Genomic DNA, 21703 nt, shown 5'->3' with positions numbered 1-21703 from the left:
GTGCGACGATGCCGAAGGCCTCGGGCAGCGTGGGCCAACGCCCATAGGCCCTGCGGGTGTTGGGATTGCGAATATTGGCGGTGAAGAATTCGAAGAAGCGATACGAGACATGGTCACCAGCGGCGGCAACAATCGCAGGGGCGTGCTGCGCGGCGATGACCGCAGCTGGTTCATGACGCTACGTCTCCGGGCGTCTCAAATCGCTTCCGCAGAAAGATGAAGCTGTGTCCCGGTGGAAAATCATCCATGATCCCGAAGGCCTCATACCCAAGCCGTTCGTAAAACCCGCGCGCCTGGAAGCTATGGGTCGTGAGCCACGCGCCTCGGCAGCCGCGATCTATCGCCTCTTGCTCAGCGAGCGCCATGAGACGACGGCCAATACCGCCATGGCGAAGCGCTTCCGGCACTACCAGTAGATCGACATGCAGGTGGTCATGAATCGTGCTGCCCCAAAGCCCACCAATGATATTTCCCGTTTCGGGCTCAGTGACAGTTAAGGCCAGCAGTTTATCTTCGGTCTGACGCCCGATACGAGACGCGTTGAACTCAATCAGCGACGCGGCAATGGCGGACCGCTCATGTGAACCCGGATCTCTGACGAGCTGGATCGTTACCTGCATGAGCATCCTCGCGAAAATCCCGATAAAAGCGACACTTGTTTTCCTAACTTGTGCCACGGCGCATGGTACGGAGTTCTGCGATAACCGCAATGTCCGCTTGTGGCGCAAAGCTGCCAACGCCGCATCGTTATCGGTTGGTGGCATTTGCTCCATAATCCCGCGAGGATCCGGAAAGCGGGTGCAGCAGGTTAAGCCCCTCCCACCTGTGGGGGTCCGAAGGACGGGTCGAGACCCGTGGCTCGACCCCGGCATCCGACAGGATGGGTTTGGGGCGGGGTCTTCCTTCAGCGCCGCAGCGGATACAGCAAGGCCCACCACGAACCATGATTCCCGTCAGCGGCCTTTGCGGATCGCCTCACCACCCTACTTCTCTCCCGGTGAGCGTTTGGCAACCCCGGCTCCGTCCGGGCATTTCCCTATAGCAACCACAAGAGGAGGGTTTCCCCGTGGGCGTCTTCGACCGCATCAAGAACGCGATTTTTGGCAAAGCGCAGGCAGCACCCGTGCCAGAGCCGGCATCCGCAGCTCCCCCTGCCGCTCAGCCCACGGCAGCCACCAAGTCCCCACCGGTAACCGAACCCGCCACCGGCGCGCCGCCACCGGCTCAACCGAGCCCCGCCCAAGCCAGCAGTGCCGATATCGAGCAGATCCTGAACGCCGCCGTGAAGAAGTCCGGCCAGAAGCTCGATTGGCGCCATTCGATCGTCGACCTCATGAAGGCGCTCGGAATGGATGCGAGCCTTGCCGAACGCAAGGAACTGGCCGGCGAGCTCGGCTACACCGGCGATACGAACGACAGCGCGAAGATGAATATCTTCCTCCACAAGGCACTCATGAAGAAACTGTCGGAAAACGGCGGCAAGGTGCCGGCCGATCTTCTGGATTGAGTGGCAGTTGGTAGAAACGACGAGAGCACAGCAAAACTGCGCAGCGGTCTTGCGTCCGGAATTGCGTGAAGCAAAGAGACGGGGCATTTCCGTGATTTGAAGAAACGGAGATGCTCTAAGTCAGCCCGAAAGCCTTGCGCGCCGTCGAACAGGCGTCGTCTCCGGGAAGGCATGTGCGGCAGACGTCCGGCCTGAGGCCGTAGATCACGCATGATACTTTCGAACCGATTGTGCCCGAGAGCGCAGAGCAACGCTCACCATCGCAGCGCATGCCTGATTGATCCGCCGAGACGAACTGAGCCGGCAGCAAATCGAGGTCGGCGTCGCTCTCGGTGGAGAATCTCGGCCATTCGCTCGAATAGGAACAGCACGCGCCGCAGGCCTGACAGTCTAGCTCTGTTGATAGGGTCATGGGCAGCTCTTAACACTTTACCTGCCAAGGATGCAAAACCACCCGTGCCTCCACGTCGGAGATTTCGTCAGCATCCGTCGGCCGCATGGCCGAGGTGAGCGCTTCTGGCGGATGACGCTGACGTATAAGTGCACCAATGCTAAAGTAAAAAGGCTCTTCAGCATCCAATTGGGCAGTATGCCCCGGCACCCCCCCTCTGTCCTGCCGGACATCTCCCCCACAAGGAGGGAGATTGGCTGGGGCACCGGTTCCCCAAACAATGAACGTTGCAGCGGGCAAAACGGTAGAGGGACGAGAAGGTCAGGCCGCTTGTCGATCTCCACCCTTGTGGGGGAGATGTCCGGCAGGACAGAGGGGGTATCCCACGACACAACCCCTCATGAAAAGAGGTTAGCGCAGGCGAACCTCCTCCCCCAAAAGACCTTCATCAAAATGCACGCCATCAGCCTATATCCTCGCCCTTGCGGGCCATATGCCGCCGTGGTTTCATCCATCACATTCTCAGGGGACGATATTTCATGACGGGATTTTCGAAGGCTCTGATGGTTTCGACCGATGTTGCCCATATCGTGCTCTTCCACCCCGATGATCTTGCCCATGCCGGCGACTGGCCGATCGCCTGGTATTCCGAGCCCTTCGTCTACCCGCTCGAAAGTGCCGCGGGCCGGCTGATTGCCTGGTCGACGCGCAGCGACGGCAGTTTTGCCCTGCGCCTTACCGATGGCGCGATGACCGAGCGGGAACAGTCCTATGCCGGGCCGAGCTGGACCTTTCCCTATAGCGTGCGGCATGGAAGGGTATTTCTCGACAATACCGATACCCTGCCGGGCAAGGAGCAGATGACGCAGACAACAGATGCTGAGGAATATTGGATCGACATCGCGAATGGAGACTATGCCGTCACCGTGACCGCGCTTGAGTGGAGCGCCGAGCCAAGCGCGAGGGAGGATGGCGCGGGAGACATGGACGCGAGCGATAAAGGCGCCAACAAGCTGCCCGATTATGTTGTGCAATTTCAGCCCGCATCCGGCGAGCCGATCAAGCCGGCAAGACGCCCGCCCGATCTCGTCTGCCTGATGGAGGCGGTCGCAACCGACAAGATCTACCCCCATAGCCCGAAACCGCCGGAGCCGATCGATTTCTCCCGTCCCTACCCGGCCTTCGCCTCGGCCAATGTGACCCGACCCGGCGGGAATTTCTCAAGCCAGGGCGAAGCGCCGATCGAGGCGGCTGTGCCTGCCGATGGCGACAAGTTCGCGATCTTCGACACGCCCTTTGTCGTGGCAGCCGAGCTCGTCCCCGGCGCTCCCGCCGTGATTGCCGAATGCCATGGCAGCGGCGGCAGCCCCGGCAAGGCGATACGCTTTTCCTTCCGCGCCAGGCAGGCTGTGCAGATTGCGGAGGTTTCCGGCATGTTCGCCAATGGCCGTTTTGAAAAATCAGGCACGATAGGCTTCTTCCGCCGCCAACTGAGGCCGGTGCCGCCGGAGGCGCTTGCGGCCGTGCGGATCGCCCCGCTGCCGGAAGTCACCGGCAAAGTGGAGGTTTCGGCGCTGCGGGCAAGGATGGTCGGCGATCTCAGGGGCGCCGGCGCGCTTGGGCGGCAGCTCGGCGGCCTCTCGGAATATGAGGCGCGCAAGCTTGAAGCCTCCGACGATGCCGCCATGCTGATGGACTGGCTGATCGATCATCTGCCGCTTCATGCGCGGGAGCGGCTGCGGATTGCCACGCTGGCGCCGGATGCGCAGTGCGAGGCGCTGAGTGCGGCTTATGATGGGCTTGGGTAAGAGAGCTGCCTTTGGGTGTTGTGGGTGTTTGCCCACCAAGATCGAAGCGCTTGGTTCGAGTCCACCGCCGCCACGCATCCTTCACCCGCCCAAGCATCCTCTTCACCATCTCGAGCGTTTCAATCCCGCTAGCATCGGTTTCGGAAAGGACACCCGGCAGCCTCACTTCGCTTTCAGTGGCACCGGAAAGTCGTTCATCAGGTCGAGCATGCAGAGGGAAAAATCGAGCTCCGTTTCCTTCGCGCGCACCCGTTCCCCGTTTGGCTTGATATTCGTCACGTCGAGTTCGATCGGAACGGTGATCATCCTGTCCCCGTAAAACTAGATGCGCCCACCCATGCGGGTGATATCTATGCGATTACCCGAGGCGTAAAGTTTTCTCCGGCTCTGATGTCCAGAGCAGTAAGAGGAGGACGCAATGCCGACCATCCTGGCTCATCATGACGTCAAGGACGTCAAACACTGGCTCGCCTCGCCCCGTCGCAAGGAAATTTTCGAACCGATCGGCTGCACGAACATTCGCACCTTCGTCGATCCGCAATCGTCCAACAAGGTTGGCCTCGTCATGGACGTCGCCGACATGGGCCGCCTGGCGGAATTCATGAAGACCAGGCAAGCGGCCGATGCGATGGAATATGACGGCGTATTGCCCGAGACCTTGGTGATCCTCGTTCAATCCTAGCCAAGCAGCTGAGTTCAATCTGTCAGGGATCAACCCGTTCTGTCGGCATACCGCGCCGGCAATCAATCCCCGCCGCCCATGCATCCTTTTTCCGCCTCGAACGTTTGAACTCCGTCAGCGAATGAGGAGACCGCAATGGCGAGCACGACAGGCAAGGACGCCATCGAAGGCATGGAAGAGCTCAGAGACGCGAGCGAGCCCACGCCAGCCCCCGAACGCGAAAAAAACCCCGAACAGGAAAAGGCCGATCAGCACGCGAAGGCCGAGGGTTTTGCGAGTGAGGCGGCCTATCAAGACTATCTGCATGCGGTCGCCGAGGATGCGCCGATAGAGGAGATCGTCGTCGATATCGAGCGCGAGGAGCTCGAGCGGCAGATCGAGGATGTGCGTGCGCAGATCAATAATCTGCGCGCCCGGCTGCACATCATCCGCCATCAGGCGGGCAGCGTGGTGGAAGAAAATATTCGCTGGGCGGATGCGAGCGCCCATGCGCAGCTTGGCGCTTATCCCTGGCTGAAACTGTCAGGCGCCATGGTGGCGGCCTTCCTCGTGGGCAAGGCCTTGCAGCGGCTGCCCTTCGGCTCGCTGGTGACGGCAGCCGCACCGCTGGTCATCGCGGCGGCGCGCGAAAGAGGCCGGTAGGAGCGCCCTCCCTCCAATACCCTTTTTCCCGATGCTTGCCGTCACCCTGCCTTGACCGCCACAGCTTCGCTCGTTGCCGCGCACGACCGCCGGCGGCGCAAAGCCGGCAAGGCGGTCTTCTTGCAATCACGGCCCGCTTTTTCTATCTTTGATGCAGGCATTTGAACCAAAAGGAGGTTGCCTATGACACCGCGGGACGCCTGATCCAGAACTATCGTGACTACTGCCTTTCCAAAGGCATCGACTACGCATGCATTCAGTCCGTACGGCCGCACGACGATACCACGCTCTTCTGCAGCGCCGGTATGCAGCAGTACAAGCCTCTCTTCTCCGATCAGTCCCACAACGGAACCGTCGCAAACAGCCAGGCTTGCCTGCGCATGGGCGACCTCGATGAGATCGGCGACGGCACGCATTTCCTGCACTTCACCATGCTCGGATTGTTCTCCTTCCGTCAGATGACGGTCGGCGAAGCAATCGATTTCTGGCTGGATTTCCTTGGGCTGCTCGGGCTCACGCCTGACCATGTCACCATCCATCCCGACAGGCTGAAGGAATGGACGCCGCTCTATCGCGGCCGCGTGCCCATCATTCCCGATCCCGAATGCATATGGAGCGACGGCAGCATCAGTGGATACTGCACGGAGTTCTACAAGGACGGGATCGAGATCGGCAATATCGTCAATCCGTTGGGAACTTGCATCGACGTCGGCTTCGGCGCCGAGCGGCTGGATATGATCGTCAACGGCACGCCCCCCGGGACCGCCGTCGAAAGGCTCAAAACCGCGATCATGACGATCATCGATAGCGGCTACCGTCCCGGCAGCAAGGAGCAAGGTTATGTTCTGCGCAAGCTCCTGCGGCACCTGCATGCCGTTGGCGGAATGCTCGACCATCCCTTCTTCCATGAGGAGGTGGAGCGGCAAAGCCGGCTTATCGAAAAGTACGAGCGGCTTCGCCACAAGCACCCCGACAAATCGCCGGAATGGTGGTTCGACACGCATGGCGTGGATGTCGAGACCATTCCGTCTTCGGGGAAGTGATGCCCGGCGCTTGATCGGGGCGGCGCAGGAGAGAGGAAGGTAGCGAACGGGCTGTTCCTACCCTCCCTCAATCAGCCAGTCTGCAACTGACTTGATGAGGGAGGTTGGGGGTGGCGGCTTCATCAAAAAGGGAAGCGTGGTGGCCCAAAGGGGGGCAACCACCCACCCGTTACCGCCGAAACTTCCGCCGCGCCGCCCGCATCACGCTTTCTGCGAGGATCACAAGACAGCCAGCCACGAGCAGCACCGCCCCTGCGATCGGGCCGATGAGCGTGGTTTCCACCGCGAGGCCGACCACGAGCACCAGCAGCAGGCTCAACAGCGCCAGTGCCCCGTCATCGATGAACATGCCGATGAGTTCCTTGAAGGCGATCTTGAGAATGTTCATCGGGCGAGCTCCGCATGCGTATCGTGATATTGCCGCAGCCACCGGACTGCGATGAAGGAGAAGGCGGCGAGCAGGGCGAAGATTGCGATGAGCGAGAGGTCTTCGCCCGGCCACGGCGTGCCGATGCCCTCGCCGATCCAGAAGATGCCGAAAGCCGTCAGCAGCAGCCCGACGATGAATTTCAGCGTATTTTCCGGCACTGATGACAGCGGCTTGTGGACGAGAAGCCCGATGACGAGCACGGCGATGCAGGCAATCAGCGCTCCGAGACTTGCATAGGGCAGCATGCCGGGCCGCGCACCTGTCGCGATCACGATGAACACCACCTCGACGCCCTCGAGCAGCACGGCCTTGAAGGCGGCCGTGCCGGCCAGAAAATCGGCCCGCCGGTCAGCCGACTGGCGGGCAAGCGCATCCGTTTCCGAGGCAAAGGCCTTCTCTTCGTCATGCAGCGCAATGAAGCCCGCGGCCCTGAGGATCGCCTTTCTCAGCCACCGCATGCCGAACAGGATCAGCAGCGTACCGATGGTAAATCGCAGGATGTCGATCGGGACAAGGCCGAGCAAAGGCCCGAAGACCAGCACCAGCACCGCCAGCACGAAAAGCGCCAGCCCCGTGCCGATAAAGGCCGGCCGCCAGCTCTGTGTCACGCCGACGGCAAGGATGATCGTAAAGGCCTCCACGACTTCCACGAAGGAGCCGAGGAAGGAGGCCGTCATTGTCGAGGTTATGCTTGTGATCGTCGTCATCTTCTACTCGGTTTTCTTGGCTTCGATCCGGACAGGCAGGCGAGAAGGACCGGGCATCGCTGCCTCGGCAGGGAGAATGCCAGCAGCGAACCCGGCATGTCCATCACCCTCATGGATCAGCCGGCAGACGCCGGCTCTGTCGGGTGGGAGGATTGCCGTGCGGGATGGATTGGCATGTGGCGGGCGGAGGTCGTGTCACCGGCTGTAGGTCAAAGACCTGTCCTGCCCTTTTCCGCGATCTTACAAATCCGTAAGCGCTCGCCTCGCCCCTCATGGCTGACCCATGACAGAGCGAGGCGAGCACGTCAGGCAGCCCTTAACGCAATGGCTCTTCCGGGCTGCCTTCGATCTCAGGTTCGTAGTTGAAGCTCATGTAGATGACGATGAAGGCGATGATCGCGAGGAACATCAGGCTCGTATAGATCGTGCCGAGCCCGAGGCCGCCATAGTCCGATGGCTGCGAGAGATAGTCGCCAAGCGAGGCGCCGAGCGGCCGGGTGAAGATATAGGCGAGCCAGAAGGACAGGATGCCATCGAGCCTGAGCGCAAAATGCGCAAAGGCGATGACGGCAATGATGGCGCCGAAGATCAGGCCCGTCGTGATGTAGCCGAAGCCGAAGACCTCGGAGATCAGGTCGCCGACGGCAGTTCCGAGCGCGAAGGTGAAGAGCACCACCAGCCAGTAGAAGGCTTCCCGTCGTGTCGTGAAGATCGAGTGGATCGACAGCGTCCCCTCCTTCGCCTTCCAGAGGATGAAGGTGAGGATCAGCGCGATCGAGAATGCGATGGTCGAGGTCAGAAGCGGCACGCCGAAATTATCGGTGAGATTATCCGTCACCAGCGTGCCGACGACGCTGATCAGCACCACCGCCAGCCAGTAGACCCAGGGAACGTAACGCCTCTGGGTAAACTGCAGCACGATTGCGCCGATGAGGATCGCCGTCATGATGATGGAGGTTACCGTCAGGCCGAGGCCCATATTGACCGCCAGATAATCGGCCGCCGTCTCGCCCATCGTCACCGCCATCAGCTTGATCAGCCAGAAATCGACGGTGACGCGCGGCACGCGGTTGATGTCATCAGCCGGCATGTTCGCCGGCCCGTCTGATGATCTTTCTGCCATTGGATCTCTCCTCGCTTGCTGCAATCACTTGCCCATCAGCGCCATGGCTTCGGTCAGGAACTTGTCCGAGCGGGCATCGTCATCGGCATTGCAGCGCTCGACGGCTTTCGCTTCGAGATCGTTGACCTTGGCCATGTCGGCATCGCTGAGCTTGGCCTTCGCCTTGGCGGCGCGCATATCCTTCAGCATGTCTTCGCAGGGCACGGTGGCGGCATGGGCGGGCATGGCAACGGCGATGACGCCGGCCATGACGAGGGCATTGAGCAGGCCTGCGCCAACTAGTGTCGTTGGGAATGTCTTCATGGGATATCTCCTTGAATGCGGCGCCCCGGCGCCGGCGTTTGAACAGCGGTGGCGTTCGTGTTTCCGCCACCCCTGTCTCTGCTTCTAGCCGCCGGTCCATACACAGCCTTTGCCGGGAAGATACGCTTTCGTAAGAAAGGTCCGGTTGCAGGAAGAGCCGGGATCGGACCGGTTCCGCCGACTTACGAATCCGTAAGAATTCGACAAGGCGGAGGACACAATTTTGCGCGAATTGTGCCGCGTGAGAGTAATCTTCCGATCAGGTGAAGGGTTTGGACCGGCCATGCGCATTCTTGTCGTCGAGGACGATAAAAAGACGGCCGATTTTGTCGCTCGCGGCATGATCGAGGCGGGCCACGTCTGCGACGTCATCGACGACGGGCGCGACGCGCTTTTCCAGGCGACACGTGAGCAATATGACGTGCTGGTCGTCGACAGGATGGTGCCCGGCCTGGACGGACTGTCGCTGATCAAGGCGGTGCGCGCCGCAAGGATCGGCACGCCGGCAATTTTCCTCACCTCGGTCAGCGGCGTCGACGACCGCGTCGAAGGGCTGGAGGCCGGCGGCGACGATTACCTCACCAAGCCCTTCGCCTTTTCCGAGCTGCTCGCCCGCGTCAATGCGCTGGCGCGCCGCCCGCCCGTGCAGGACCAGAAGACGGTGCTGCGTGTGGCTGATCTCGAACTCGACCTTGTGCGCCGGCAGGTGACGCGACAGGGCCAGACGATCGAACTGCAGCCGCGCGAATTCACCCTGCTCGAAGTGCTGATGCGTGGCGAAGGCCGGGTGCTGACCCGCACCATGCTGCTCGAACGCGTCTGGGATTTTCACTTCGACCCGAAGACCAGCGTCGTCGAAACCCATGTCAGCCGCCTGCGCGCCAAGATCGACCGGCCTTTCGACATCCCGCTGCTTCATACCGTGCGCAACACCGGATACAGCCTGCATGCGCCGCGCTAGAGCATCGGACCGAAAAGTGTGTAGCGGTTTTCGGATAATCCGATGCTTGAGCAAAAGACCATCGGACCGAAAAGTGCGCAGCGGTTTTCGGGTAATCCGATGCTGATGGAAAAAGCCGCTTCCAGGAAAAGCTCCAGGCTGCTGCGCAGCACGCCCTTCCGGCTGGCGCTGGCCTTCGGCCTGCTTTTCATCCTGGCCTTTCTGGTGGCCGGCATCATCACCTACCAGCTCCTGAAACGCGATCTGGCCGAGGCGCTGGACGATTCCGTGCGCGAGACCTATTCGGTCGTCGCCTCCACCTATTCACCGGCCGACATCGAAGACCTCGTTGCCGCTGTCGCAGCCTATGCCCGCCTCAACAATGCCGAAGACAGCATTTTCCTGCTTTCGGGCGAAAAGGGTAAGCGGCTTGCCGGCAATGTCTCGCCGTTTGCGGCAGAAGACGGCCTTTCGACCATCGAGGCCGGCGACATCGGACAGAAGGGCGACGACCGCATCCGCATTCTGGCAGGCACCGTTGGCGGCAACCGGCTGATCGTCGGCGAGAGCTTTGCCGAAACCGAGGATCTGGAACATATCGCGCTGATGAGCTTCGGCTGGGCCACCGGCGGCATCATCATTCTCGCCTGCGGCGGCGGCGCTTTTCTCGCCGCCCGCGCCCAGCGCCGGCTCGACGGCATCGAGCGGGCGATGAGCGATGTTTCGGGCGGCGATCTGGCGCGGCGCATTCCGCTCGAAGGCAATGGCGATGATATCGATGTCGTCGCAACCCATATGAACCAGGCGCTGGACCGGCTTTCGGCCCTCGTCGAAGGCATGCGGCAGGTGAGCGCCGATATCGCCCATGACCTGAAGACACCGCTCAACCGCCTGAAGATGACCGTCGAGCAGGCAATCGAACAGGGCGGGCGCGGTGAGGATGTCCAGACCCTGCTGATCGACGCCCGCGAGGAAAGCGACCGTATCAACGCCACGTTCGAGGCGCTGTTGCGCATCTCGCAGATCGAGGCCGGCGCCCGCAAGGCGCGCTTCCGGCCGGTCGATATCAGCGACATCATGGGTTCGGTTGCGGAAATCTACAGCAGCGTTGCAGAGGATAGCGGCCAGTCGCTCAATTTCACCACCAGGCCCGCCTCCCCCTGCATGGTCAATGGCGACCGCGAACTGCTGACCCAGCTCTTCGTCAACCTCGTGGAAAATGCCATCAACCATTGCCCGCCGATGACCAGGATCACGCTTGCGCTGCGGGCCGAGGATGACGGCTTTTCGGCCAGTATTTCCGACGACGGCCCCGGCATTCCCGAAGCGGAGCGCGAACTCGTCTTCCGCCGCCTCTACCGCCTCGACAAGAGCCGCACGACATCAGGCAGCGGCCTGGGCCTCAGCCTCGTCAAGGCAATCGCCGATCTGCATGCCGCCCACATCACGCTCACCGACCGGCATCCCGGCCTCGGCATCACCCTCCTCTTTCCCGCCCAATACCAAGGATAAAAATGAAAAGACCTTGGAGAAGTCTGGAGCAATTCCAGCAAAAGTGTGTAGCGGTTTTGCGTCCGGAATTGCGCAAAGAGACAAAGCGAAAGCATGTCCGCATCTACGGACGTGCTTTTGCCGCTTTCGGCGTCGCCGCCCTGTTGTTCGGCGGCTACCTCGGCGGGCTGCAACTGCTTGGCAATTTCCATGAAGTGCTGCCGGGCGAACTCTACCGCTCCGCCCAGCCCTCAGGCGCCGATATCGACACCTACGTCGCCCGCTACGGCATCAAGACCATCCTCAACCTGCGCGGCGAAAACACCGCCAACTGGTACATGCAGGAAACCGAGGCAGCGAAGAAAGACGGCATCACCCATATCGACTACGGGCTTTCCGCCTCCACGGAGGTGACGGCCGAGCAGGCGCACGAACTGCTGACCCTGCTGCGCAACGCCCCAAAGCCGATCCTCATCCACTGCCAGGCCGGCGCCGACCGCACCGGCCTCGTCTCCGTCCTCTACCTGCAACAGATCGCCGGCCTCGACGAGGAAAGCGCCGAGAGGCAGCTTTCGGTCCGCTACGGCCATATCGGCATCCCCTATCTCTCGGCGGCCTTCGCCATGGATGTGAGCTGGGAAAAGCTCGAGAAGGTTTTCGGGATCGATAGCTAGGGCTTGCTCTCTTGGGTGGAGTGCCAACAAGCCCGGGCCTGAAAAGGACGACCATGCGGCGGGACAGCTATTCAAATTTCCGGACACGCGGGAGTTTTCGGGGACGCATTACGTCTTCAACAACACCCGCGTCGTGAGTAAACCTGTCTCGGAACTCAAGAAGCTAAAACCGGCAAGACGATCTTCATTTTCGGCAGCGCGGAACTGGCGGATTCACTTCTGAGGGAAGACCTAGTGGACGAAATCCGAATCTGCCTTGTGGCCGTCATCCTCGGCGGCGGCAACCCGCATTTCAAACCGGCGGGCCGGCAGCTTCCACTGAAGCTACTCGACAGCACGACGACCGCAGCCGGCGCAGTTATCCTGCGCTATGAGCCGGTCAAGGCGTACCCCCCGCCGGCTTGGATTATTCCTTCGGCGGCCCGCCCCGCCGCTCCAGCGCCGTCTTGCGGATGGTCTCCGCGATGTCAGGACTACTGCTCGACAACATCTGGAAATCCACGACGTAGAGCGACAGCAGCGATACCTCGGTTGCTGCGCTGACCGTCGCTGAGCGCGGTTCGCCGCTGATCAGCGCCATCTCGCCAAAGAAGTTTCCGGCACCGAGTTCCACTGGATGGTCGGGTGTCGCCACGGTGACCCGCCCCTCGACAATGAAGAACATCTGATCGCCAACATCGCCCTTGCGGCAGATCACGGCACCTGCGGGGACAATGCGCGGCCGCAACGCCCGAACGATCTCGATCAGTGCAGCGGAACCAAGCTTCTGGAACAGGGGTACGGCAGCGATCAATTGCCAGTTGCGAACGAAGTCTTGGCGGCGAACCTCTTCGTAGAAGCCGGTGGCGAGGATGCCGGCCCAAAGTGCAAAAATACCGATCCCGCTCATCATCACCAATCCGGCCAGAACTCGACCTGCAAGGCTCTGCGGGATCTCGTCACCGTAGCCGGTCGTCGACAGCGTCACGACCGCCCACCACATCGCCTGCGGAATGCTGCCGAACGTATCGGGCTGGACGTCTCGCTCGATGATATAACCGGCCAACGCAGCACCAAAAAGAACGATGCCGAACACCGATGTCACGCCAAGCAGATTGCGCGATTCATTCGCGACCACCTTTGCCAGCAGCCTGAAAAAGGTCGAGTCGCGCAACGGCTTGAGAAGCCAAATGGCGCAATAGAGGTTTCGATCACGGGACCCAACGAACAAGAATGCAGCAGCCGGAACCAGAACCGCGAGCAAATCGATCACGAGGGCCGGCATCCCGCCCGACAAGCGGTGTCGCCGTGAAAGCAATGTGCCGCTCAATTGGAGGACATAAGCAAGCCAAATTGCCGCAAGTAGCAGCTCAAAGACAAGCCTCTCCTGACCAGTAAGGCCCTGCGTCGTCAGTGCGGCAACGACCAAGAGACCGATTGTAGCGAACAGCGCGTTGAGCGGCGTCGAAATCTTTGAGAATGGCACTGCCGACATTAGATACCCCCAACCGCCCGGCATTCGTCGACAATAGATACCTTCGGACCACACGCAAGGGAGGTTGGGTGGCGCCTCGTTCAAAAGCAGCCTACCAGGCCTCCATAAGAACCCTCACGCCCCCCCGCCCTGCCCCTCTCCATCCGCCCGCACAATGAAACGCTTCGACACCAGCCAGCACAGCAGCGCCCAGAGCGAACCCGCCCCCCAGCCGGCCAGCACATCCGTCGGGTAATGCACGCCGAGATAGATGCGGCTGAGGCCGATGATGACGGCGAGGAAGATGCCTGCCCCCATGACGAAGATGCGCGTGGCGCGGAAGCGCTGCGTGCGGGCGAGAAGCGCCCCGAGCGTGAGGTAGGTGACGGCAGAGACCATCGCATGGCCGCTCGGGAAGCTCAGATCGTTGACATCGACGAGATGCGGAACAACGTCAGGCCTTGCGCGCGCAATGATGATCTTGAGACCCGTGCTCGCCAGCCAGCCCGAGAGAACCGAGAGGAACAGGAAGACGGCGATAGCAGTCTTGCGGTCGAGCAACAGATAGGCGGTCGCAAGCAATGTCAGCAGCGTCAGAACGGTGACACCGCCGAGGCTGGTAATGTCGCCCATCGCATGAACGAGCCATTGCGGGCCGATGGGCCGGCCGAGATCGCCGGGCTGGCGCAGCCAGAGCAGGATCGTCTGGTCGAAACCGAGCGTCTCTCCCTCCAGCACCTCGCTCGTCAGCCGCTGCAGCAGAAAGAGGCCGCCGGCAATGCAGGCAAAGGTGATGAGCGTCATCGGCTCATACTGGTTCAGCCAGGTCTTGATACGCTGCATTCTGCTCCCATCAGACGATATCGCGCGCCGGGAAAGTACCGGCGCAGGAACCCATCAACTGTGTTCAGCCGATTGATTTTGCAAGGGGTGGCTGATCCCAGATCGCGCACGCCGCGGCCGAGCCGTCGGTGATAGCAGCGGTCCGTCACGACGGCAGGCCGGCACGGTCACATCAGGCTCACGGAACTTTGTACTCACCCCTTCATCTACCGCTTTCTCTACCTTCGTATAGTTACAAATCCCGGCTAACCCGGTGATCCTGAAGGGGCTGAAAACAGTCACTCTTGGACAACGAAGAGGTGGTCATGGAACGGAGCACGCCCTGCCAGGCGATGAGGCCGCTCGCTTATGCTGACGATCCGCCCGTGCGCGTCACGCGTCCGCCTCGCTCGCCGGACGCGCAGTGAATACCAGTTCAAGCAAGCCCATAAGATCATGTCCGTCCTAACGACCCCGCCGTCAAATCCGCAAAGGCAACAATGACATGCATAAGACATTATGGGCCGCGGCCTTCGCCCTGGCCGTTTCCGCCGCGCCCTCGCTTGCTGCTTCCGCCAACGAGAAACCACTGAACGCTCAGACCACGAACAGGATCAAATCAGAGTTCGCCAGGCTGATGGAACTCGCCAACCGGCACGACTTCGATGGTCTTCACGGGATGTTCTGGCAATCTCCCTCAGCCCTCCTCGTTGCCAAGAGCGCCGTTCCCGCCGAGGGAAACTGGGCAGGTTTCTGGGGCAACGAAGCGATCGACCGGAAGCTGCACGATATCGGCACATCCGGCCCGGTCGTGCTTGAGCCTGATTACACCAAACTCAAGATCGTCGGCTTGACGCCTGACGTGGCGGAATCCTACGCGCCGATGAACATCACCGTCTCCTATGCCGGCCAGGACGGGACGCCCAAACCGTTCCTGATGATCATCGACTGGCTTCATATCGGAAAGGACTGGAAGGTTGCTTCAGAAATCATTCTGCCGGTGCCGCCGGCACCCGCTGCCAAGGGTTAGCTACCCGCAAACTGATCCCACCAACACCTGAACCAAACGCCGCCTGTGGCCGGCAGGAACCCCTCCTGTGGCACAGGGTTGCGGCAGAAAGGACCCCAAAATGTCCGGTACCACGAAAAGCCTGGTAATCTCGCTTGGCCTCGCCCTGATCTCACTCTCGGCTGCAGAGGCAAAGACCGCGTCACCTGCCACGGTCGTTACGAGCGGACAGCAAAAGCTGTTGGCGGACGCTGACGGTCAATCGCTCTACACCTTCGACAAGGACCAGCCCGGCAAGTCATCCTGCACCCTGCTGTGTGCCCTCGCCTGGCCTCCCTTCGTGGCACCAGCCGGCGCCAAGGCATCCGGTCCCTGGAGCGTTGTCACGCGACCGACCGGGGTAACCCAGTGGGCCTACAACGGCTCGCCGCTATACACCTATCACTTCGATTCCATGCGCGGAGATATCCACGGTGACGGGGCCGAAGGCGTTTGGCATCTCGCCAAGCCGTAACGCCATGCTGCCAGATGCGGCACCGGCAAGATCACATCCATCATGACGAACCATTGTCGCACCCCGCGAACAACCGCGGTGTGCGACGAAACCTCGGCATCATGTAGCAAATGTCACCAAACCCGCTCACGGCCCAACGCGATCGTTGCCGCATTCCGCTTTGACCATTCCGGCCAATTCCCTCTCGTGTTAGGTTGCAGGTATGAGCCGAGACGCCGCTATTGCCAGAGCAGAGTCTTACTTCGCTTCCGGCGATTTTCGGAAGGATCTGGCGCGACGTGTCGCGATGCCGACCGAGAGCCAGAACCCTGATCGTGCACCGGTTCTCGATCAGTATCTCGATAGTGAGATGACACCCGCCTTTGAAGCCCTTGGCTTTCAATGTCGCAAGCTTTCCCAAAACGGCTGGCCTTTCCTTTACGTCGAGCGCCACGAGGACGCCCTTCGGCCGACGGTGCTGGGTTATGGCCACGGTGACGTCATACGGGGGCTCGATAATGAATGGGCCGACGGCCTTTCTCCCTGGCAACTCATCGAGCGGGACGGCAGGTGGTACGGTCGCGGTGTCGCCGACAATAAAGGTCAGCATACCATCAACATCGGCGCGCTCCGGGCTGTATTGGAGACGCGCGGGAAACTCGGATTCAATGCCAAGTATCTGCTTGAGATGGGGGAGGAAAAAATTTCCCCTGGCCTGCATGCACTGGTTGACGCCCATAAGGAATTATTCCGCGCCGACGTGCTGATCGCCTCGGATGGTCCCCGACTTTCCGCCGCGCGGCCGACCGTCTTTCTGGGATCTCGCGGAGCGATCAGCTTTGACATCTGGATCGATGCGCGCAAGGGCGGCCATCATTCCGGCAACTGGGGCGGTCTTCTCTCCGATCCTGCAATCCAGCTTGCCCACGCGATCGCCAGCATCACTGAGCCCTCTGGCAAGATTCTTGTTCCGGAATGGCTTCCGGTGAGTATCCCGGACAATGTTCGTCGAGTGCTTGCGGATTGTGAGGTCGAGAGCGATGCCGAAGGCCCGCAGATTGATCCGAACTGGGGCGAGCCTGGGCTGACGGCAGCGGAAAAGCTGTTCGCCTGGTGTTCATTTGCTGTACTCGCCTTCGAGGCCGGAAACCCGAGAACGCCTGTTGGGGCTATCCCTGCAAGAGCCTGGGCCCGCTGTCAGTTACGGTTCGTCGTCGGTATTGACGTGGAAAATGTCTTGCCGGCTCTGCGCCGTTACCTGGATCATCACGGTTTTTCCCAGGTTCAAATAGCGCAGGCAAGCGATGAGGTCTTTCGTGCCACAAGGCTCGATCCTGAGCATCCTTGGGTCAACTGGGTAGTGGACTCGATCGGCCGTACAACAGGGAAAAAGCCGGCAATACTGCCGAACCTCGGCGGCTCGCTGCCGAATGATGCCTTCTCTGAAACTCTGCAGCTTCCGACCGTGTGGATACCGCACTCATATCCGGGGTGCTCTCAGCATGCGCCGAACGAGCACCTGCCCATGAATATCGCGCGTGAAGGACTCGCGTTGATGGCCGGGCTATATTGGGACCTCGGAGAGCGAAACGTTCCGGCAGTATCAAGTGGCAATCTGGCTCGTAAATGAGCGCGCGGTTGATGGCATGTGCTGCATGAGAGCGCAAATCTTGCCCGGCTGCGCAATTCGTTCCAATGATAGCGAGCTCAGATTCGCGCCAAAGGCGCTACAGGTGAGCCCCTTTGCATCCTCCCAAATCAGAGCCTCCGAAAAAGGGAAGAGAATGAAAAAACTGCCCGGCGCCGCCCTTGTGTTTGCGTTTGCTGTTTACGGCGCGGGGGCACGGGCAGACGATACGGCACCGCCATCCTATGCCGATACGACACTGACAGGCGATTGGCACGGCTACCGCAATTGGCTGCGGGACCAGGGCGTCACTTTCACGATGTCGCAGACCAGCGATGTGCTCGGCAACGTATCGGGCGGCGTGAAAAGAGGAACGGCCTATGACGGTCTTTTCCAATTGCAGGGCGATTTCGACATGGGCCGGTTGGCAGGCTGGACCGGCGGCGCTATTCATATTTCCGGTTATGCGATCCAGGGCCAGGGCCTGTCCGGCAAGGATGTCGGCAATCTTCTGACCGTAACCTCGGTGGAGGCCGATCCCGGCTTCAGGCTGGGCGAATTCTATCTCTCGCAGAGCCTCATGAACAACACGGTGACGGTGAAGCTCGGGCAAATCCTGGCGGATCAGAATTTCGCGATCAGCAATACGGCCAGCCTTTTCGTCAACTCGACATTCGGATGGCCCGGCATTTTTGCCGCGGATCTGCCCGGAGGAGGACCGGCCTATCCCTTCGCCGTTCCGGGCGCTCAGATCATCATCAAGCCTGACGATGCCTGGACGCTGCAGGCTGCCGTCTTCAATGGCAGCCCGACCGGTTCGGACCCCGATGGCAATGCCAATGGACTGGGGTTTCCGGTTGGCGATGGCGTGCTTGCGATTGCCGAGGCGGCTTATGCCTATACGCCTGGAAAGGGCGAGCCCGGCTTGCCGGGCACCTACAAGCTCGGCGCCTGGTATAATTCGGAGCAGTTCGACAGTTTGTCCACCGCATCGAACGGCGTTTCGCTCGCCGATCCCCTGTCGAGCGGCAGTCCGCGCCGGCTCTCGGGCAATTTTGCGGTCTATGCCGTTGTCGATCAGACGCTCTGGCAGGAGCCCGGGAGTACGGACAATGGCCTCAATGGATTTGTCCGTATCGCGGTTGCGCCGCAGCAGGAGCGCAACAGCATGAACTGGTATTTTGATCTGGGCCTTGCCTATAAGGGGCTTCTGCCGGGGCGCGACAATGATACCGCCGGCGTGAGCTTTGCCTATGCGAGCATGAGTTCGGGCATGTCGGATCTGGTAAAGGCCGAAAATGCCTTCACTGGGACGTCGCAGCCGGTTCCGAGCTCCGAAGCCGTGATCGAAGCCACCTATCAGGCGGCCGTCACGCCATGGTTTACGGCCCAGCCATTCTTTCAATATGTCATCCGACCCGGCGGCAATGCAGCCGATCCCGACAAGCCGAATTCGCGGATACAGAATGCAGCGATTTTCGGGTTCAGGGCCGTGACATCCTTTTGAGAGCGGCAGCGGGCCGCCACGGCGAGCCGATCAAAGCCGGATGGCGGTCTCCTCTTTCGCCGTGCGGATAACGATCTTGGTGAAAAAGCGGGCGACATTGTTTTCGTCGCGGAAAAGCCTGTCGCACAGCGCATCGAATTCTTCCATATCGCGCAGGCGCAGCATCAGGACGACATCGGTTTCGCCGGTGACGGAATAGGCTTGCGAAACGGCCTCTTCAGCGACCGCGATATCCAGAAAGCGGCGCATATGCGCCTCGCCATGCAACTTCATTTCCACCGTCACCAGCGCCTTGATCCCACGTCCGGCCTTGGCGGGATTGAGGATTGCCACGATACGGTCGATCACACCCGATTTGTGGAGCCGCTGCACGCGGCGCAGGCAGCTGGAAGGAGACAGGCCCACCTCCTCGGCCATATCGATATTCGTGCGCGATGCGTCGCGCTGCATCAGGTTCAGAAGTTTTCGGTCGATACGATCCATGCCAGCGAGCATACCGGCCAAACGCGCCTTTGCAATAAAATTGCATAGACCTGCAATATTTGACCACAAATTCGAAGCGAACGGGGCTAACAGATTGAGGCACCATCAAGGGGGTCTCAAATGTCGTTCTTATCGCTCATCCGCCGCAACACCCAGGAAACACTCGCAATTTACTGGGTGCTTGTCCGCATCACGGTTCCGATCGCGGTTGCGGCCGAGCTCTTGTCAAGGATGGGAGCGGTCAAGGCGGTCGCCCCCGTCTTTGCGCCCGTCATGAACCTGATCGGGCTGCCTCCGGAGCTGGGCGTGGCCTGGCTGACGGGCATGCTGGTGGGGATCTGGGGTGCCGTTCCGCTCGTTTTCACCCTCGTTCCCGCATCCTCGCTCAGCATCGCCGACATCACGGTATTCTCGGCCCTCATTTTGTTCGCGCATGGTCTGCCGATCGAGCAGAAGATCATCCAGAAGGCGGGGCCAGGAATGATCGCGACGACCACGCTGCGCATCGCGGGCGGCCTGCTCTATGCCTTCCTGCTGCACCATGTTCTGACGGCGACAGGCTGGCTGTCTGGCCCGGCCAATCCTGTCTGGCTGCCGATGAGCGCAACGCCCGACTGGGCCGACTATATCAGGGGGCTTGCCGAGACCATGGTCTGGATGCTGGTCATCCTCGTCGTCCTGTCCTGGGGCCTTGAAATCCTCAAGGTGACCGGGCTGCTGGGCCTGATGATGAAGGCGCTTTCGCCTGTGCTGCGCCTCGCCGGTATCAGGGGAGAGGCCGAACATCTCACGGCTATCGGCCTGTTTCTGGGCATTTCCTACGGCGCCGGCCTGCTGATCCGCGAGGCGCAATCGGGAGCGATATCGCCGCGCCAGATCTTTCTGTCATGCGTGTTCATGGGCTTTGCGCATAGCGTGATAGAGGACACGATCGTGGTGATCTCGCTCGGCGCGGATCTGCATGGCGTTCTGACCGGCCGGCTCATCTTCGCCGTAGCGGCATGCGCAGCGATTGCCGCCCTGCTGCGCCGCCTGCCCGACAAGGCATTCTTCACGCAGATGTTTCGCCTGGGGAATATGGAAGTCGAGAGACGATGAACTTGCGGACGTCTGCCGCAACACTTTCCCGGCGCAGAGTCACCGCCAATGCGCAGGGCTTGCTTGGGGCACTGAGACCGCCCCAACCTCCCCTCATCCCTGTGCCCGTCACACGGATCCAGCCTGCCCAAGTCTTTGGGCAGGAAAGACTTTTTCGCCTACGGCAAGTAGGGAATCAGTCACCGCGCAGACGCGCGGTGACTGGATTCCTGTGTGAGGGAGGAAAGGTGTGCCGCAACGCACCTGACGAGAGCGCGGCACCCTCTCCTTCGAGAGCACCGCCCATCCATCACACCAGCGGTCCGCGGCTGGTCGCGATCAGATCCTCCTCCTCGTCCCGCTGACGCCCGCCGAAAGCGGCGGCCGCAGCGGCGATGAAGGCACCGACCAGCAGCGACAGCGAGCCGATCAAAGCCGAGGTTGCCGCAGCCTTGCGGGCCTTGTCGGCAGCAGCCTGTGCTGCAACCTTGGCATCGTCGATCTGCTTCAGCACCGTATCGACCCTTGCACGAGCATCGGCTTCCGGAAGGCCCGTGCGGGCCGAGACGATGCCGGCAATATAGGTCTTGTCGCCGTCAGGCACCGAGCCGTTCGCCGCCCCCTGCAGGAGGATGCGGGAGATTTCGGCAGCGGCCGCACCGTTATCCGCGTTGGCGCGGTCGGCGATATTCTGCGGACGCAGCAGCGCATCGGTGAAATAGGCGGTGGGTGCACCGGCCGAATCCGTGTCCGAGGCCGAAACGGCGGCGGCACCTCCGGCGACACCTGCGGCCATGGCGGCCTGACCGGCAGCACTTGCCCCTGCCCCCGCAAGCGAGGTCAGCGACGAGGCCAGAAAGCCGGCGACGAAGACGGTCGCGAGCGCCCAGCTGAGGAAACCATGGGCCGTATCGCGGAAGAAGACTTCATCCGTATGCACCGCCGCCCATTTGGTCCTGAGCCGCCCGGTCAGATAACCGCCGAGGCCTGAGGAAAGCCACTGCACGACGACCAGCCAGATCGCCGCGGTGATGCCGACGGTGGCCGCCGAACTGCTTTGTCCCGCCCAAGGCGACACCATGGTGAGGCCGACACCGGAGCCGAGCAGCAGCAGGATGAGCGTGACGCCCGTCGCCGCCACGGCGCCGCCGATGATCGGTCCCCAGGCGATGGCCGCTACAGAGGATTCGACCGGCATCACACCGGTCTGCCCACCTTCAAGAGGGTATCTGCCTTCAGCAAGAGACATGGAATCCCCCTATCGCATGAACAGAACGAGAAGAATGACGATCGGCAGGGGGATGCCGAGAAGCCAGAGAAGAATACCGCGACCCATGTGAAAATCCTCCATGATATGAGTGTGTTCGCAAGGATCGAACGCCGGCAAATGCTGTTTGTTCCGAAACGGGGCGCCATGATGCCTGCCCGCAATTCTCAGCCTCGATGGAACAGGCGAGTCCGCCCCGCGTTGGGCTTCAAGAGAAAGGAGCG

General features: G+C 61.1%; 24 protein-coding genes and 1 pseudogene. 14 read left to right on the top strand and 11 right to left on the bottom strand.

Translation table 11 applies throughout. The features are described 5' to 3' along the window. Positions 1-170: 170 nt before the first annotated feature. The gene (locus AB4Z13_RS00690; protein ID WP_442205483.1) at positions 171-620 is read right to left on the bottom strand and encodes a GNAT family N-acetyltransferase; all 450 of its coding nucleotides are present in this window, start codon (positions 618-620) and stop codon (positions 171-173) included. Positions 621-1066: 446 nt separating this feature from the next. Here AB4Z13_RS00690 and AB4Z13_RS00685 point away from each other — a divergent pair, with 446 nt between their 5' ends. Then, positions 1067-1507, top strand: coding sequence for a DUF3597 domain-containing protein (locus AB4Z13_RS00685; RefSeq protein ID WP_439015518.1), 441 nt, complete (start codon positions 1067-1069; stop codon positions 1505-1507). A gap of 115 nt (positions 1508-1622) precedes the next feature. On the opposite strand, the gene AB4Z13_RS00680 is transcribed toward AB4Z13_RS00685, so the two are convergent. Further along, the gene (locus AB4Z13_RS00680) at positions 1623-1919 is read right to left on the bottom strand and encodes a YkgJ family cysteine cluster protein (RefSeq protein ID WP_113325194.1); all 297 of its coding nucleotides are present in this window, start codon (positions 1917-1919) and stop codon (positions 1623-1625) included. Between the two features lie 518 nt (positions 1920-2437). Here AB4Z13_RS00680 and AB4Z13_RS00675 point away from each other — a divergent pair. After that, the gene (locus AB4Z13_RS00675; protein ID WP_442205482.1) at positions 2438-3706 is read left to right on the top strand and encodes a hypothetical protein; all 1269 of its coding nucleotides are present in this window, start codon (positions 2438-2440) and stop codon (positions 3704-3706) included. A 162-nt stretch (positions 3707-3868) separates the two neighbouring features. On the opposite strand, the gene AB4Z13_RS00670 is transcribed toward AB4Z13_RS00675, so the two are convergent. Continuing rightward, the gene (locus AB4Z13_RS00670) at positions 3869-4012 is read right to left on the bottom strand and encodes a hypothetical protein (RefSeq protein ID WP_442205481.1); all 144 of its coding nucleotides are present in this window, start codon (positions 4010-4012) and stop codon (positions 3869-3871) included. 112 nt (positions 4013-4124) lie between these two features. Between AB4Z13_RS00670 and AB4Z13_RS00665 the strand changes: the two genes are divergently transcribed. The 3 genes from AB4Z13_RS00665 (at position 4125) to AB4Z13_RS00655 (ending at position 6073) form a co-directional block, all read left to right on the top strand. Continuing rightward, complete coding sequence (locus AB4Z13_RS00665) at positions 4125-4388, top strand: hypothetical protein (protein WP_113325044.1); 264 nt, start codon at positions 4125-4127, stop codon at positions 4386-4388. Between the two features lie 135 nt (positions 4389-4523). Further along, on the top strand, positions 4524-5030 hold the full coding sequence (locus tag AB4Z13_RS00660; RefSeq protein ID WP_442205480.1) for a hypothetical protein: 507 nt from the start codon (positions 4524-4526) through the stop codon (positions 5028-5030). 161 nt (positions 5031-5191) lie between these two features. Further along, on the top strand, positions 5192-6073 hold the full coding sequence (locus AB4Z13_RS00655) for an alanine--tRNA ligase-related protein (protein WP_442205479.1): 882 nt from the start codon (positions 5192-5194) through the stop codon (positions 6071-6073). A gap of 169 nt (positions 6074-6242) precedes the next feature. Here the strand turns inward: AB4Z13_RS00655 and AB4Z13_RS00650 are convergent, their stop codons facing one another. The 4 genes from AB4Z13_RS00650 to AB4Z13_RS00635 form a co-directional block, all read right to left on the bottom strand. Further along, positions 6243-6461: a hypothetical protein gene (locus AB4Z13_RS00650; protein ID WP_442205478.1), complete on the bottom strand. Its 219-nt coding sequence runs from the start codon at positions 6459-6461 to the stop codon at positions 6243-6245. Then, positions 6458-7210 (bottom strand): COG4280 domain-containing protein, encoded by a 753-nt coding sequence (locus AB4Z13_RS00645; protein WP_442205477.1) that lies wholly within the window; start codon positions 7208-7210, stop codon positions 6458-6460. Before AB4Z13_RS00645 ends, AB4Z13_RS00650 begins: the two co-directional genes overlap by 4 nt. A 316-nt stretch (positions 7211-7526) precedes the next feature. Beyond that, positions 7527-8333 (bottom strand): COG4705 family protein, encoded by an 807-nt coding sequence (locus AB4Z13_RS00640; RefSeq protein ID WP_442205476.1) that lies wholly within the window; start codon positions 8331-8333, stop codon positions 7527-7529. A 24-nt stretch (positions 8334-8357) separates the two neighbouring features. Beyond that, positions 8358-8636, bottom strand: a complete 279-nt coding sequence (locus AB4Z13_RS00635) for a hypothetical protein (protein WP_442205475.1) — start codon at positions 8634-8636, stop codon at positions 8358-8360. A 283-nt stretch (positions 8637-8919) separates the two neighbouring features. On the opposite strand from AB4Z13_RS00635, the gene AB4Z13_RS00630 reads away from it, so the two are divergent. From AB4Z13_RS00630 to AB4Z13_RS00615, 4 genes and pseudogenes are all read left to right on the top strand, one after another. Beyond that, entirely contained in the window at positions 8920-9597 is a 678-nt protein-coding gene (locus AB4Z13_RS00630) for a response regulator transcription factor (protein ID WP_037109214.1), read from the top strand. Between the two features lie 42 nt (positions 9598-9639). Further along, a complete protein-coding gene (locus tag AB4Z13_RS00625) occupies positions 9640-11088 on the top strand; it encodes an ATP-binding protein (protein ID WP_439015528.1) in 1449 nt (482 codons plus the stop codon). A 68-nt stretch (positions 11089-11156) separates the two neighbouring features. Further along, positions 11157-11741 (top strand): dual specificity protein phosphatase family protein, encoded by a 585-nt coding sequence (locus AB4Z13_RS00620; protein WP_442205474.1) that lies wholly within the window; start codon positions 11157-11159, stop codon positions 11739-11741. Positions 11742-11856: 115 nt separating this feature from the next. Then, a pseudogene (locus AB4Z13_RS00615) lies at positions 11857-12128 on the top strand (dihydrofolate reductase family protein); the annotation flags it as partial. A 19-nt stretch (positions 12129-12147) separates the two neighbouring features. On the opposite strand, the gene AB4Z13_RS00610 reads toward AB4Z13_RS00615, so the two are convergent. Together AB4Z13_RS00610 and AB4Z13_RS00605 are read right to left on the bottom strand one after the other, a co-directional pair. Then, the gene (locus AB4Z13_RS00610; protein ID WP_439017243.1) at positions 12148-13215 is read right to left on the bottom strand and encodes a cyclic nucleotide-gated ion channel; all 1068 of its coding nucleotides are present in this window, start codon (positions 13213-13215) and stop codon (positions 12148-12150) included. A 114-nt stretch (positions 13216-13329) separates the two neighbouring features. Then, positions 13330-14037, bottom strand: coding sequence for a phosphatase PAP2 family protein (locus AB4Z13_RS00605; protein ID WP_442205473.1), 708 nt, complete (start codon positions 14035-14037; stop codon positions 13330-13332). 484 nt (positions 14038-14521) lie between these two features. Here AB4Z13_RS00605 and AB4Z13_RS00600 point away from each other — a divergent pair, with 484 nt between their 5' ends. The 4 genes from AB4Z13_RS00600 to AB4Z13_RS00585 all read left to right on the top strand — a co-directional run bounded on the left by AB4Z13_RS00600 (position 14522) and on the right by AB4Z13_RS00585 (position 18652). Next, the gene (locus AB4Z13_RS00600) at positions 14522-15046 is read left to right on the top strand and encodes a hypothetical protein (RefSeq protein WP_310386334.1); all 525 of its coding nucleotides are present in this window, start codon (positions 14522-14524) and stop codon (positions 15044-15046) included. A gap of 100 nt (positions 15047-15146) precedes the next feature. After that, the gene (locus AB4Z13_RS00595) at positions 15147-15539 is read left to right on the top strand and encodes a COG4315 family predicted lipoprotein (protein ID WP_442205472.1); all 393 of its coding nucleotides are present in this window, start codon (positions 15147-15149) and stop codon (positions 15537-15539) included. Positions 15540-15741: 202 nt separating this feature from the next. Beyond that, the gene (locus tag AB4Z13_RS00590) at positions 15742-17148 is read left to right on the top strand and encodes a M20 family metallopeptidase (RefSeq protein WP_442205471.1); all 1407 of its coding nucleotides are present in this window, start codon (positions 15742-15744) and stop codon (positions 17146-17148) included. A gap of 154 nt (positions 17149-17302) precedes the next feature. After that, on the top strand, positions 17303-18652 hold the full coding sequence (locus tag AB4Z13_RS00585) for a carbohydrate porin (RefSeq protein ID WP_442205470.1): 1350 nt from the start codon (positions 17303-17305) through the stop codon (positions 18650-18652). A 30-nt stretch (positions 18653-18682) separates the two neighbouring features. Here AB4Z13_RS00585 and AB4Z13_RS00580 read toward each other — a convergent pair whose 3' ends face one another. Then, complete coding sequence (locus tag AB4Z13_RS00580) at positions 18683-19135, bottom strand: Lrp/AsnC family transcriptional regulator (RefSeq protein ID WP_442205893.1); 453 nt, start codon at positions 19133-19135, stop codon at positions 18683-18685. Between the two features lie 120 nt (positions 19136-19255). Between AB4Z13_RS00580 and AB4Z13_RS00575 the strand changes: the two genes are divergently transcribed. Further along, the gene (locus tag AB4Z13_RS00575) at positions 19256-20233 is read left to right on the top strand and encodes a nucleoside recognition domain-containing protein (RefSeq protein ID WP_442205469.1); all 978 of its coding nucleotides are present in this window, start codon (positions 19256-19258) and stop codon (positions 20231-20233) included. A 289-nt stretch (positions 20234-20522) separates the two neighbouring features. Here AB4Z13_RS00575 and AB4Z13_RS00570 read toward each other — a convergent pair whose 3' ends face one another. Then, complete coding sequence (locus AB4Z13_RS00570) at positions 20523-21461, bottom strand: hypothetical protein (RefSeq protein ID WP_442205468.1); 939 nt, start codon at positions 21459-21461, stop codon at positions 20523-20525. Positions 21462-21703 lie beyond the last annotated feature (242 nt).

Origin of the sequence: Rhizobium sp. YAF28 (assembly GCF_052113285.1) — a bacterium.
Classification (GTDB): Bacteria; Pseudomonadota; Alphaproteobacteria; order Rhizobiales; family Rhizobiaceae; genus Rhizobium.
The sequence above is the reverse complement of the archived record's forward strand: the minus strand, read 5'-3'. Positions and strand labels throughout refer to the sequence as shown.